Source organism: Streptomyces sp. NPDC014733, assembly GCF_043083385.1.
Lineage (GTDB): Bacteria > Actinomycetota > Actinomycetes > Streptomycetales > Streptomycetaceae > Streptomyces.
Window position 1 is genome coordinate 23,414 of record NZ_JBIBYO010000010.1, and the last position, 14,063, is coordinate 37,476.

General features: G+C 72.3%; 8 protein-coding genes. 6 read left to right on the forward strand and 2 right to left on the reverse strand.

Annotated features, from left to right (window positions below; translation table 11 throughout):
- The first annotated feature begins 188 nt into the window (after positions 1-188).
- From ACF1BH_RS21975 to ACF1BH_RS21990, 4 genes are read left to right on the forward strand one after another with little or no spacing between them, the layout of a single operon-like run.
- Positions 189-7,028 carry an amino acid adenylation domain-containing protein gene (locus ACF1BH_RS21975; protein WP_391644627.1) on the forward strand — a complete coding sequence of 2,280 codons (6,840 nt, stop codon included), beginning with the start codon at positions 189-191 and terminating at the stop codon, positions 7,026-7,028.
- An 11-nt stretch (positions 7,029-7,039) separates the two neighbouring features.
- The gene (locus ACF1BH_RS21980; protein ID WP_391644629.1) at positions 7,040-7,225 is read left to right on the forward strand and encodes an MbtH family protein; all 186 of its coding nucleotides are present in this window, start codon (positions 7,040-7,042) and stop codon (positions 7,223-7,225) included.
- Positions 7,218-8,666 carry an MFS transporter gene (locus ACF1BH_RS21985; protein ID WP_391644631.1) on the forward strand — a complete coding sequence of 483 codons (1,449 nt, stop codon included), beginning with the start codon at positions 7,218-7,220 and terminating at the stop codon, positions 8,664-8,666. Before ACF1BH_RS21980 ends, ACF1BH_RS21985 begins: the two co-directional genes overlap by 8 nt.
- Positions 8,667-8,679: 13 nt before the next feature.
- Positions 8,680-10,548 carry an FAD/NAD(P)-binding protein gene (locus ACF1BH_RS21990; RefSeq protein ID WP_391644633.1) on the forward strand — a complete coding sequence of 623 codons (1,869 nt, stop codon included), beginning with the start codon at positions 8,680-8,682 and terminating at the stop codon, positions 10,546-10,548.
- Positions 10,549-10,627: 79 nt separating this feature from the next.
- On the opposite strand, the gene ACF1BH_RS21995 is transcribed toward ACF1BH_RS21990, so the two are convergent.
- Positions 10,628-11,143 carry a GNAT family N-acetyltransferase gene (locus tag ACF1BH_RS21995; protein WP_391644635.1) on the reverse strand — a complete coding sequence of 172 codons (516 nt, stop codon included), beginning with the start codon at positions 11,141-11,143 and terminating at the stop codon, positions 10,628-10,630.
- A 279-nt stretch (positions 11,144-11,422) separates the two neighbouring features.
- On the reverse strand, positions 11,423-11,563 hold the full coding sequence (locus ACF1BH_RS22000) for a hypothetical protein (protein ID WP_391644637.1): 141 nt from the start codon (positions 11,561-11,563) through the stop codon (positions 11,423-11,425).
- 230 nt (positions 11,564-11,793) lie between these two features.
- On the opposite strand from ACF1BH_RS22000, the gene ACF1BH_RS22005 reads away from it, so the two are divergent.
- Both ACF1BH_RS22005 and ACF1BH_RS22010 read left to right on the forward strand, forming a co-directional pair.
- Positions 11,794-12,831, forward strand: coding sequence for an NlpC/P60 family protein (locus ACF1BH_RS22005; RefSeq protein ID WP_391644639.1), 1,038 nt, complete (start codon positions 11,794-11,796; stop codon positions 12,829-12,831).
- 364 nt (positions 12,832-13,195) lie between these two features.
- Positions 13,196-14,041, forward strand: coding sequence for a class I SAM-dependent methyltransferase (locus ACF1BH_RS22010; RefSeq protein ID WP_391644641.1), 846 nt, complete (start codon positions 13,196-13,198; stop codon positions 14,039-14,041).
- Positions 14,042-14,063 lie beyond the last annotated feature (22 nt).

Here is a 14,063-nt window from a genome sequence, read left to right on the forward strand (position 1 = left end):
CTCACCGACGCCCCCTTGCCTCGCCCCTCCCCCCCCCGTGACATCTCCCGAAGTCACCGCACACCTGCGGTTTCCCGCGAACGATGCGAGCGGCACCTTCTCCACGATGGCGAACGACCAGTAACTCCCCCAGGCCGTATACGCCTGCCGGCTGAATACGGGCTCAAGAGCGAAAGCGGTGATGTCGCATGTCGAAATTCCCGAAAAGGATCGACGCGCTGTTCGCGGAAGTCGCCGAGGCGCAACCAGCGTCCACAGCGGTCATCGACGGCCACAGAAAGCTCACCTACGGCGAGTTGTCCAGCCGGGCCGATGCCGTCGCGCGTGCTCTGCGCCACCGCGGAGTGGGCCGGGGCGACGTCGTGGGGCTGGCGCTGCGGAAAAGCGCCGACCTGATCGTCTGCATGCTGGGGGTGCTGAGGAGCGGTGCCACCTATCTGCCGATGGACACGGCCTACCCCGAGGAGCGCCTGCGGTACTTCCTCGACGACGCGCGCCCCACCTGCGTCGTGGTGCAGGACGACCCGCCGCCCCTCCTGGACGGCGCACCGTCCACCGTGCCGTACGACGAACTCGTCGCCGCTGCCCGGGGACCCGCACCGGACGGGAGCGGGTTCACCACCGACGACGCGGCCTATGTCATCTACACCTCCGGCTCGACGGGGGAACCCAAGGGCGTGGCGGTGGCTCACTCCAGCGTCACCGCGCTGGTGGGCAGCGCGAACGGCGCCTTCGGTTTCGGGGCGGACGACGTGTGGACGTTCTTCCATTCGCAGTGCTTCGACTTCTCCGTCTGGGAGATCTGGGGGCCGCTGCTGACCGGCGGCCGGGTCGTCGTGGTCCCCTACGCCATCGGCAGCGCCCCGGCCGACTTCCTGCAACTGCTGCGCCGCGAGCGCGTCACCGTACTCAACCAGACGCCGTCGGCGTTCTACCTGCTCGGCGAGACGGCGGCGGCACAGCCGTCAGCCGCGGAGGGCCTGGCGCTGCGGTATGCCATCTTCGGCGGTGAGCCGCTGGACTTCGGGCGGCTGCGGACCTGGCGGGACGCCGTCGGCTCCGCGCCGGAGTTCGTCAACATGTACGGGATCACCGAGACCACCGTGCACACCACGCTGCGCCCGGTCCTGGACGAGGAGATCGACGCGGCCCCGGGCAGCGTCATCGGGTCGGGGCTGCCGCACCTGACCGTGCACCTGCTGGACGAGACGCTCACCCCCGTCGGTCCCGGTGAGGTCGGCGAGATGTACGTCTCCGGCGAGGGCGTGGCTCTCGGGTACCTGAACAAGCCCGCGCTGACCGCCGGCCGTTTCGTCGCCTGTCCGTTCCGCAGCGGGGAGCGCATGTACCGCTCGGGCGACCTGGCGCGGCTGCTGCCGGACGGGGAGCTGGAGTACGTCGGCCGGTCCGACGACCAGATCAAGGTCCGGGGGTTCCGGATCGAACCCGGGGAGATCGAGAAGGCGTTGACCGCCCATCCGGGCGTGGACCGGGCCGCGGTGGTACGGCAGGACCTCTCCGGCGGCACCGCGTCGCTGGTCGCCTACGTGTCGCTCGCCGAACCCGCCCCGGGCTCCCCGGACGGGGCGGCGCCCTTGGAGGACGAGGCCGAACGGGTCGCCGAGTGGCGGAGCGTGTACCAGGAAACGTACGCCGCCCTCGACGCGTCGGACACGTCCGCCTCCTTCACGGGGTGGAACCGGAGCTGGGACCAGCAGCCCATCCCCATCGAGGAGATGCGCGAGTGGCAGGCGAACACCGTCGCCCGCGTCCTGGCGCTCAACCCGGAACGGGTCCTGGAGATCGGTGTGGGGAGCGGCCTGCTCCTCACCGAGATCGCCCCGAAGTGCACCGAGTACTGGGGAACCGACCTTTCGGAGTCGTCCGTCGCGCATCTCCGGGAACGGTTCTCCGCGGAGGGCGGGGAGGCGGGTGTCGCGACGCGGCTGCTGTGCCGGCCGGCGCACGACTTCTCCGACCTGCCGGAGAACGCGTTCGACGTCGTCGTCATCAACTCCGTCGTGCAGTACTTCCCGAGCGCCGGCTACCTGGACCGGGTGCTGGCGGGAGCGCTGCGGAGACTGGTGCCCGGCGGGCGCCTGTTCGTCGGTGACGTGCGGAACCTGGCACTGCACCGGCACTTCGCGGCGGAGACCGTCGGCCTGCGCCACGGCGAGCACACGCTGTCCCCGGGCCGGGCGCGGGAGTTGGTCGCCGACGAGATGGACCGGGACAGCGAACTCCTGGTGGACCCGCGCTTCTTCACCCGGCTGACGGGTTCCGCGCACGACGTCGCGGGGGTCGAGGTCCGGCTGAAGGCCGAGAGCAGCGCGAACGAGTTGAGCAGATACCGCTACGACGTCGTGGTGCACCGCAACGGGCCCGGTGCCCGCTTCGAGGACACCGCCTCCGTCGTCCGCTGGGGCACCGACTGCCGGGACGCCGCGGAGCTTCGGGCGCTGCTGGAGGACGCGCCGCGCGGCGTGGTGCGGGTGCGGGGCGTGCCGAATCCGCGCACCTCGCGCAGCGTCTCCTGGCTGTCCGCCCTGGACGGCGACGGACCCGCCTGGCCCCCGGCACACACCGCTCCCGGCACCGGGACCGACCCGGCCGAGCTGTGCGCGGCGGGGGCGCTCTGCGGCTACGAGGCGACCGCGACGTGGAGCGCGGAGCCGGACCGGTTCGATCTCGTGCTGTGCCCGCCCGGCCGGAAGTGGCGCGGCGGCGACGGACCTGCCGCGGCCGACGGGGAGCGCCTGGCCGGCGAGCCCATGCGGTCGGGCCCGGCCCGGCGCCGGTACGGCGGTGCCGTCCGCGGCTGGCTCCGCCGGAGGCTCCCCGCCCACATGGTGCCGTCGTCGGTGGTGGTCGTCGACGACTTCCCGCTGACGGCGAACGGGAAGCTGGACAGGCGCGCCCTGGCCGGGCGGCACCGTGCGCCGGGCGGGGCGGGCGGACCGGCTTCGAGCGAGGACGAGGCGGCGCTGCTGGGCATCGTCGCCGAGGTTCTCGGGCTGCCGGGCGTACCGGCCGAGGAAACGTTTCTTGACGCGGGCGGCGATTCCCTGTCGGCCGCGCGGGTGGTCAACCGGCTGCGGGCGGAACTCGATGTGGACCTCTCCGTCCGGTCCCTGATCGAGCCGCGCCCGATGGCGGAGCTGGCACGGCTGCTGCGGGCCGCGCCACGGGCCAGGCCGCGGCTCGTCCCGACGGCGGAGACCGGCACCGGACCGACCCGCCACCGGTTGTCCGCCGCACAGCGGGACCTGTGGTTCAACGAGCGCGTCATGGGCCCCTCGTCGGCGTACAACGTCCCGGTCTGCTTCGACCTCGCGGGCGAGGTGGACACCGGCCGGCTGGCGCGGGCGTTCCGCCGGGTGGTGTCCGAGGTGCCGGTGCTGCGCAGCCGGTTCGTCACCGAGGAGGACGGGACACCGGCCCAGGAGGTGCTGCCCGCGGAGATGGCCTGCGGTGCCGTGGAGGAGGTCGTGGTACCTCCCGGGGAGCCGGACGTCACCGCGCGGCTCGCCGCCCGGCCGTTCCGGCTGGACCGCGAGTGTCCGGCGCGTCTCGTGGTGCTCCGGCACGGCGGTGACCGCGTCCGCGCGCTGCTGGTGTTCCACCACATCGCCGTGGACGGCTGGTCGATCAGGCCGTTCCTCGACCGGCTCGCGGAATGCTACGCCGACCCGGCCCGCGCCTCGGCCCCGTCCTCGGGGCCGCGGTTCGCCGACTACCTGCGCTGGCAGGACGAGCTCCTGGGGTCCGAGGAGCGGCCGACGGCGCTGCGCACAGAGCAGACGCGGTACTGGCGCGAGCAGCTGTCCGGGCTGGCGCCGCTGCTGCCGCTGCCCACCGACCGGCCCCGCCCGCCGGCGTTCGACGGACGCGGCGCCCGGCACCGCTTCACGATCGGCAAGCCGCTGGTGCGGCGCATCCAGCGCCTGGCCCGGGAGCGGAACTGCACCGTGTTCATGCTCGTGCAGACCGCACTCGGGGTGCTGTTGTCACGGTTGAGCGGCGTCACCGACGTGCCCGTCGGGACCGCCGTCTCCGGGCGGGACGACCCCTCCCTCCAGCGGGCGATCGGCAGTTTCGCGAACACCGTCGTGCTCCGCATGGACCTGGGAGGCAATCCGACGTTCACGGAGCTGCTCGCGCGGGTGACCGACATGAGCCTGCGGGCGTACCAGCATCAGGATCTCCCGTTCGATGCGGTGGTCAACGCGCTGAACCCGGACCGCTCGCTGAGCCATCACCCCGTGTACCAGGTGCTGTCCACCTTTCAGGACGCCGAGGCGGAACGGCTGGCGCTGCCGGGGGCGGAGGCCGCCTGGGTGCCGGTGGACTCCGGCGGGGCCCGGTTCGACCTGGCCTTCGACTTCACGCCGGGGCGCGGGGAGGACGGCGAGGAGATCACCGCGACCATCGAGTACCCGGTCGCGCTGTTCGATGCGGACACCGTGCGGAGCATGGGCGACCGGTTCCTTCTCGTGCTGGAAGCGCTGCTGAGCGCTCCCGGAAGAGGGGTGTTCGACGGTGACGTCCTGCTGCCGGGTGAGAGGGAGACCTACCGTGCGCTCGGCAGCTCCGCCCCGGCCGAGGACGTGCGGGAGACGGTGTACGACACGTTCCGTCGCCGGGCGCTCGCGGCGCCGGAGCGGACCGCCGTCGTCACGGGCACCGAGTCGGTGACGTACGGGCAGCTGCTGGAGCGGGCGTCCGCGGTCGGCGCCGGCCTCGTGGGCTCCGGGGTCCGCCCGGGTGACCTGGTGGGGCTGCTGCTGGAGCGGTCGTCCGACCTGGTCGCGGGCATGCTCGGCGTGATGGCGGTGGGCGCGGCGTACCTGCCGCTCGACCCCGCCAACCCGCCGGGCCGGATCGCACACCTCTTGAGCCTGGCGGAGCCCGTGCTGGTCCTGGCCGACACCGGGCACGACGGGCTCGCGGAGTCCGTCGCGCGGCTGGCCGTCCCCCGCGGTGAGCTGGATGGGCCCGGTCCCGACGGCGGTGTGCCGGGCGGCCCCGGCCCGGACTCCTTGGCGTATGTGATCCACACCTCGGGGTCGACGGGGGCGCCCAAGGGCGTGGAGATCACGCACCGGTCGCTGGCGCAGTTCCTGTCCGGTATGGGCGGGCTGCTGGGGATCGGGGAGGACGACAGTTTCCTCGCGACCACGTCGTCGGCCTTCGACATCTCCGGGCTGGAGCTCCTGCTGCCGCTGCGGCACGGTGCGCGGGTGGTGATGCTGCCCTCCGGGGTGGCCGGCACCCCGGACGTGCTCGGCGCGGAGATCGAGCGGTGGCGGCCCACCTTCGTCCAGGGCACTCCGACCATGTGGCAGCTGCTGCGCGAGTACGGGTGCGTCCTGCCGTCGGGCACGACCGTGCTGTGCGGCGGCGAGGCGCTCCCGGAGGACCTCGCGGCCCACCTGGCCGGGACCGGTGAGACCGCGTGGAACGTCTACGGGCCGACCGAGGACACCGTGTGGTCCACGGCGCACCGCCTGACCCCCGAGGGGGCGGTGGAGCTCGGCCGCCCGCTCCCCGGTACGCGGCTACATGTGCTGGACCAGCGCCTCCGTCCGGTCCCGCCCGGGACGGCCGGGGAGCTGTACCTCGCCGGCGCGGGGCTGGCGCGGGGGTACCGCAACCGGCCGGACCTGACCGCGTCGCGCTTCGTCGCCGACCCGCACGGTGCTCCCGGGGAGCGGCTGTACCGCACCGGTGACCTGGTGAAGTGGATCTCCGGGGGCAGCCTGTGCTTCCTCGGCCGCAACGACGACCAGGTGAAACTGCGGGGCCACCGCATCGAGTTGGGTGAGGTCCGGGCGCGTCTGGTCGCCCACGACGGGGTCGAGACCGCCGAGGTGGCGGTCAAGGCGACCCCGGCCGGTGACCGGGCCCTGGTCGCCTATGTCGTGCCCGCCGACGCACGGCTGACGGAGTCCGCGCTCAAGGCGTCGCTGCGGGCGGCGCTGCCGGAGTACATGGTGCCGGCCGCGGTGGTGTTCCTGGACCGGCTCCCCCTCACCCCCAACGGCAAGGTGGACCGGGCCGCCCTGCCACTCGCCGGGACCGCCGGCGCCGGGCGCGAGCTGCCCGTCACCACGGACGAGGCGGTGCTGACCGGCCTGGTGTCCGAGGTGCTGGGCGGCGCCGGGATCGGGGTGACCGACGACTTCTTCGCCGCCGGCGGGAACAGCATCTCGGCGGTGCGCCTGTGCGCGCTGGCGGGGCGGCGCGGCTACGCGTGCACCCCGGCCGATGTCTTCGCGGGACGCACGGTCCGGGGCATGCTCGCCGGCATCGCGGACCGCGGCGGCGCGGCCGGTTCCGCACCGGCGCCGGACCACGTGCTGGAGTTCCGTCCCGGTGCCCCGTGCCCGGTGCTGTGCTTCTACCCGAAGGAGGGCATGGGCTGGCACTACGCCCACCTGGCCGACGCCCTGGGTGAGGAGGGCGCGGTGTTCGCCTTCCAGTCGCCGTTGCTGGCGGGCGACCGGACGCCCGGGAGCGTGGAGGACATCGCCGCCGGACACGTCCGGGAGATCCTGGCCCGCCGGCCCGAGGGGCCGTACCACCTGGTGGGCTGGTCCTTCGGCGGGCTGGTGGCCTACGAGACCGCCCGGCTGCTGACCGGGAGCGGGCGACGGGTGCGGTCCCTCACCGTGCTCGACATCGCTCCCTTCGACGGTGCCGTACCGGAATGGCCGCCGGGGCTGTACGAGGCGCTCGACGCGGCGGGCGACGCCGTCGCGGAGCCCGCGCCGGAGCCGATGGCCCGTATCCACGAGGTCATGGCCGAGCGTTACCGTCCTCTTCCGGCCCCCCTGGCCGTCACCTACGTCTCCTCCCGGGAGACCGCCGACCCGGGCGCGGACGCCCTGGCATGGCACCGGCTCACGGGGGTGGCGCCGGCCACCGCGCATCTGGACTGCGCCCACCACGAGATGCTGCGGCCGGAATCCGCCGCTGCCCTCGCCGAGATCATGCACGCTCACCTCGTAGCGCACCCCACGGAGTAGGAGGTCTTCTCGTGGCGAACCCGTTCGACGACGAATCCGCCCAGTTCACCGTTGTGCGCAACGACAGACGCCAACACTCGCTCTGGCCCTGCGCGTTCGACGTCCCGGAGGGATGGGAGAACGTGTTCGGCCCGGCGTCCCGGGGCGAGTGCGAGGCGTACATCACCGCACACTGGACGGAACACACGCGTGCTTGACTCCCTCACCACCGGCCGGTCCTCCGAGCCGGACAGCCGCCGGGACGTCCTGGCGGTCGGGCCGCTGCTGACGGGGGCGATCCTCGCCCCGATCGACTACTTCGTCGTCAATCTGGCGCTGCCCGACATCCGGGCGGACCTGTCGGCGGGCAGCGGACAGCTCCCGTTCGTCATCTCCGCCTACGCCACCGCATACGCCGTCGGGCTGATCCCCGGCGGACGGCTGGGCGACCGGTTCGGCCGCAAACGCCTGTTCCTGACGGGTCTGGCGGGCTTCGTGGTCGCTTCGGCCCTGTGCGGACTGGCCGGGAGCGTCTCCTTCCTCATCGCGGGGCGGTTCCTCCAGGGCCTCGCCGCGTCGATGCTCTCACCGCAGGTCCTGGCGACGTTCCGGGCCGTCCTCCCGCAGCGGCGCCAGACACCCGTGATCGCGGCCTACGGCTTCGTGTTCGGCCTGGGCGCGATCATCGGGCAGGTGGGCGGCGGACTGCTGCTCCAGGCCGATGTGTTCGGGCTCGGGTGGCGGGCGATCTTCTGGATCAACGTGCCGGTGGGACTGCTGGCGCTGGTGGGCGCGCGGGCGTGGATGCGGGAGAACGCCGGCGACCGCACCGGCGCCCTCGATGTCGCCGGCGCGGCCGTCCTGTGCGTGCTCATCGCGCTGGTCCTCGTCCCGCTGTCGGTGGGGCGCTCGCTGCACTGGCCGCCGTGGGCGTTCGCCTGTCTGGTCGCCGCCGCGGTGCTGGCGTGGTGGTTCGTACGCTTCCAACGCCGACGCACCACGGTCCGGCCGCTGGTCGACATCGAACTGATCCGTCGTCCGGTGGTCTGGCGCGGGCTGCTGCTGGCGTTCTGGTTCTACACCGACAGCCTGTTCTTCATGGGCTTCGGGATCTACACGCAGGACGGTCTGGGGCGCAGTGCGTCGGCCGCCGCGCTGCTGTTCCTGCCGTTCTCCGCGGGCTTCATCATCGGTCCGCTGATCGTGCCGAAGCTCGTCGTGGCGGCCGGTGAACGCACCGTGCCGATCGGCTTCGCGGTGATCTCGGCGGGCTTCGCGCTCCAGGTGGCGGCGTTGCTGACGACGGCCCGGCCGGGCCCGGCCCTGATCGCCGGGCTGGTGGTCGCCGGCATCGGGCACGGGCTCGTCCTGTCGTCGCTGACCCGCGTGCTCATGATGGGCGTCGAGACCCACCGGGCCGGCCAGATCTCCAGTTTGGTGATCTCCGCGATGCAGATCGGGTCGGCCCTGGGAGTGGCCGGATTCGGCCCTGTGCTGTTCGCCGCGCTCGGCGACGGCACCGGGGTCCGCGCCTACGGCACCGCCTTCGGGATCGCGGAGTCCTGCCTGACCGCTGCGCTGCTCGGCTGTCTGCTGCTCAGCTTCTCGCTGGCACACGTGCTGCGCACCGGACCCCCCGTCCCCACAACGCAGAGGTAGGGAAGGCGAAGAGATGTCGAACGGGTTCACGGTGGCGGTCGTCGGAACCGGGCCCCGCGGGGTGTCGGTCATCGAACGGCTCGTGACCAGGATCGTCGAGCGGCGCTACTCCGCTCCGGTGACGGTGTACGCCATCGACGGTGTCGAGGTGGGCTGCGGCCGCACGTGGCGCACCGACCAGCCGGACATATTGCTGATGGACAACTCCACCGATGAACTCACCATGTTCTCCGGTCCGGCCGACGGCGGTCCCGTCCGGCCGGGCCACGGGCCGACCTTCGCGGAGTGGTACCGGGCCTCGGGCCACACCGCGGGGGTGCCCGTCGGGGACGCCGTGTACGCCCCGCGCCGCGCCTACGGTGAGTACCTCACGTATGTGTTCGCCTCGGTCCTGCGCAACGCCCCGGACACCGTGAGGGTGGTCCCGGTGCGCGACGAGGTCCGGGCGGTCACGAAGGATGCGCACGGCGGCTACGTTCTCGACCTGCGGGCCGGCGGGGAGTACACCGCCGACCGGGTCGTCTTCGCCACGGGCCACCCCGACCGGGAGGACGCCACCTCGCCCGGCGCGCTCGACGGGGGAACGCCGATACCTGCGGACTTCCCGTTCCTGCGCCCGAGACCGGCCGCGGAGTGGGACTTCGGCGACATCGCGGCGGCGAGCACGGTCGGCGTGCTCGGGATGGGGCTGTCGTTCTACGACGTCCTCGCCTCGCTGACGCTCGGCCGCGGGGGCAGCTTCGTCCGGGATCCGGGCGGCGTACTGCGGTACCGGGCGAGCGGGGCGGAGCCCCGACGCATCGTGGCGGGGTCGCGTACCGGCGTCCCCATCCGGGTGCGCGGGGTGCACCAGCGGCTCGGGGTGCGCACCTACGACCCGGTGCTCTTCACCGTGGACCGGATACGGAGCCTGCGCGGCCGCGGCGGATGCGACTTCGCGGAGGACGTACAGCCCTGGATCGACGCCGAGGTGAACGTCGCCTACTTCCACACCCTGCTCGGCGCGGAGCACGGCCCCGAACGGGCCGGGGCGTTCCTCGCGCACCTCCGCGGGGCCGCACCGGCGGCGGAGGACCCCGGAAAGGTGGTCGCGGCGGCGCTGGCGGAGGCGGGGCTCGCCGGGCACGCACTTCTCGACCTCCGCGACCACGCGGACCCCTTCCGGGGGCGGACGTTCGAGAGCCCGGCCGCCTTCGAGCGGGCACTGCGCCGGGTGGTGGGCGACGACCTCGCGCACGCCCGGGCGGGCAACATCGACGATCCGCTCAAGGCAGCGCTGGAGGTACTGCGCGCCACCCGCGATCTCCAGCGGATGGCCGTGGACTTCGGGGCGCTGACCCCGGCGTCCCACCGGTCCTTCGTCTCCGAACTCGCCCAGCCGCTGTCCTTCCTGTCCGCCGGGACCCCGCTGGTCCGGGCGGAACAGTTCCTGGCCCTGCTCGACAGCGGTCACCTGCGCGTAGTCGGCCCGCATGTCCGGTATCGCCGGAGTGCCGAGAGCGGCCGGGTCATGCTGGACTCGGCACGGGTCCGGGGTGCGCAGACCCCGGTGGAGGCGCTCATCGACGCGCGGTTGCCCAAACCGGACCTCCACCACGACAGTTCGCCGCTCACCAGGCAACTGGTCAAGGACGGCATCTGGACCAGCTTCGTCAACGAGGCCGACGGCGACGCGTTCGACACCGGCGGCGTGGCGGTGAGCGACGCACCGTTCCATCCCGTCGACGCCTCGGGCCGGCCGGACGAGAACCTCTACGTCCTCGGGCTGCCCACCGAGCACGTCCGGTGGTTCATGCAGGTCGGTGTCGTTCCCCCGGGCCATCCGCTGCGTGGGCTGGGAGCCGACGCCGAGGCGGTGGCCATGCATCTGCTCCGCTCGTGACGGAAAGGCGAACGGCCCCGGCGGGCCACCGTCCCGGACGCCGGGGTCATCGTTCGGCGTTCCGCCGCGGACCTTCCCGTCAAGCGGGTGGAAGCCGGCGGGCAGGGGCCTCAAAGACGAGTTCGGGGCCGTCCTCCTCGTCCCACTCCTCGCCGACCTCGACGAAGCCGAAGCCCGAGATCGTGGCCAGGGATGCCACGTTGTCGGGGCTGATCGTCGCCCGCACGGTCGTGACCGCGGGTTCCGCCGCTGCCCGGCGAAGCAACTCGGTCAGCATGGCGCGGGCATATCCCCGGCGGCGGAAGCCGGGAGCGACGGAATAGCCGATCTCGACCGTGCCGGCCTCATCGGGCGGTCCGTGGAACCCGGCATGTCCGACGACGGTGCCCTCGTCGCCGACGACCGCCTGCCGCACCATCCACCGCGCGTGACCGGGGTCGGCGTCCATCTGGCCGAGTCGGTACCGCCACAACCACCGCGCCTGGTCCGTCACGAAATACTCGGTCAGCGTGACCCCGGCCGTCCTGCCGGCTGCTGACAGGTCTCCGTCGAGCAGAGCGGACATCGCCTCACCGGAGAGCTCGACGAAACGCACCGTCCTCGGGCTCCGCACGAGCGGCCTCCCGCGACCTTCCTCATCTGTCATCCGTGGATGCTCGCCGATCGGCCTGAGGGTGTCCAACGCTTTCGGCGTGACCCGGCACTCAGCCACGAGGGGATCCGCCGTGCCGCCGCGGCGGACACCGGCCACGCACGGTGTGCGCGATGCAGCGGTGGGAGATCTTGCGGCCGGTGGGCGTCCGGGCATCTCGCGCCGCCGGGCGCCGTGGCGTGGGCCGTGTTCGCGGGCTGCGGCAGCACCGGTGGCCGGTGCTCAGCGGCGGTACGCGACCGTTGCGCTCTCGACGAAGGGGCGGATCAGCGGGTTGGTGTCGCCCCCGTTCCGCACCGCCGCCCACGGGCCCGCGGCCCGGGCGCCCGTCCCCGCCTTCTCCCGGGTCGTCGCGCACGTCATGTGACGGGCCCGCGCCATCACTTGAGGCCGCTCCGGCCGGCGGTGCGAAGGCACCTCCCGCCACGAACCCCGAAAAGGGGACTTTCCCTCCAAACAATTGATCTAATCGTACGAATTTCATTAAGGTCTGCGCCAACCCTCCGTTCAGTGCTCACTCAGGCGGAGTGACAGCGGAAGGCCCCGCCCGCCGACGAGTTGGCAGGCGGTCGAAGGAGCAAGGAGTTCGCCCTGTGGCGTCCCATCGTCGGCCGAAACAGCCCAGCCGAACGCGTCTCACCGTCCTGACCACCGCAGCGGCGGCCGCCGTGGCGCTGAGCTCACAGACCGCCAACGCCGCCCCGAGCCAGAAGCTCAACAAGGACGAGGTCAAGGCGGAGGTCGACAAGCTCTACGAGCAGGCGGAGCAGGCCACCGAGAAGTACAACGGGGCCAACGAGGAGCGGCAGAAGCTGCAGAAGGACCTCTCCTCGATCCAGGACGGTGTCGCCCGCTGCCAGCAGGAACTGAACGCGATGCGCAACGGCCTGGGTTCCCTGGCCAGCGCGCAGTACCGCTCCGGAGGTATCGACGCCTCGGTCCAGCTCTTCCTGTCCGCCACCCCGGACGACTACCTGGACAAGGCATCCAGACTTGACCAGTTGAGCGGACAACAGGTCGCCGCCTTGAGGAAGATCCAGGACAAGCAGCGGGAGATCGCCCAGGCCCGCGCCAAGGCCACCGAGAGACTCAAGAACCTCGCCACCACCCGTACCGAGCTGGGCAACAAGAAGCAGGAGATCCAGAGCAAGCTCGCCGAGGCGCAGAAACTCCTCAACACCCTGACCGCCAAGGAGAAGTCGGCCCTCGTCGAGGAGCAGAAGCGGGCCAGCCGCTCCGCCACCGAGCGGGTCGAGCTCGGCAACGACACGTCCGCCTCCGGCCGGGCCGCCGCCGCCTTCGCCGCCGCCCAGGGCCAGATCGGCAAGCCGTACTTCCGCGGCGGCACCGGCCTCGCCTCCTACGACTGCTCGGGCCTGACCTCCTGGGCCTATGCCCAGGCCGGCATCCACCTTCCGCGCACCTCCGAGGAGCAGGCCCGCATCGGGACCCGTCTCACACGGAGCCAACTCCAGGTCGGCGACCTAGTGTTCTTCTTCAACGACCTGCACCACGTCGGCCTCTACGCGGGCAACGGCCAGATCCTCCACGCCCCTCGCACCGGCACCGTCGTGCGGTACGAGTCGATGGAAACCATCGGCGGACCGTTCATGTTCGGCGTCCGCGTCTGACCCGCCTCCCCCAGTGAACCGCCCGCGCCTTCGCCGAGAAGACGCGGGCGGAACATTCGCGCGTCCGCGACAACGCGTCGGAGCGACCCGCCGCGGCATGCGCCAACACCCTCCGGAAAAGCCCCGTTGGCCGCCGCGTCCCCCGAACCGCTACCGGGTCGACATCTTCGGGGCCGGTCAGCGGCCGGGGCGGTACGGTCGGCAGGGCGGCGCCCTGTTCACCTGGCTACCGGTAGGGGATGATCGCAAAAAATTCGATCTTGCAAGGTACTCGTAGGCGGTATCGGATCGACCGTCCGCGCAGCGGCCCGCAACGCACCGCCGCGACCCGCACATCCGATACGCGCCCCAGGGAGGCACATCGTTGACCCCACTCCATTCCATGCCCCGGAGTTGGCCCGTCCCCGCGGGGGCATCCGGCTACGGAGCCGGGGCTTTCGGCCATCAGAGGACCGGTGAGCAGGGCCGGCTGCGTGCCCTGGAGGACCTGTGGGACCCGTTCACCGAGCACTACGTGAGACAGGCAGGCGTGCCCGCCACGGCCCGCTGTCTGGAGGTCGGGGCGGGCTCCGGGTCGGTGGCCCGGATGCTGGCCCGGATCTGCCCGGGCGGTGACGTCACCGCAACCGATATCGACACCCGCTTCTTCGAGGAGCTCGCGGCCGAAGAGCGCATCACCGTCCTGCGCCACGACGTGACCCGGGACGGTTTTCCCGCCGGCTCCTTCGAGCTGATCCACGCCCGGATGGTCCTGTGCCATCTGGCGGACCCCGCACAGGTGTTGGCCGCCATGGCGGAGTGGCTGCGGCCCGGTGGTCTCCTCCTGGTGGAGGATCTCGACCTGGGGCCCGCCGACGCCTCGCCCCATCCGGTGATGCGTCAGGGACTGCACGTCGCCGAGGAGACCCTCGGCGCCTCCCAGGGCAGCGACCTCCGCCTGGGCCGGCGGTTGCGGGCCCTGGTGACCGACGCCGGCTTCACCTCGGGCGGCATGGGGGTGCAGCCGGTGATGATCGGTGCCGGCGGTCCCGCGGATGAGTTCTGGCGTCTGTCGTTCGCCCAACTCCGTGACTTCCAGGCCCGGGAGAACTCCCCCCTGGCCGGCGAGCTGGACGCGGCGCTGTCCTTGATCGACCATCCGGACTTCACGGATCTCGGCATGCACGCCGTCTCCGTCTGGGGCCGCAAGCCCGTGCAGCCGGCCGGGTAGCCCGTCCGGCCCGGCAGCTCCG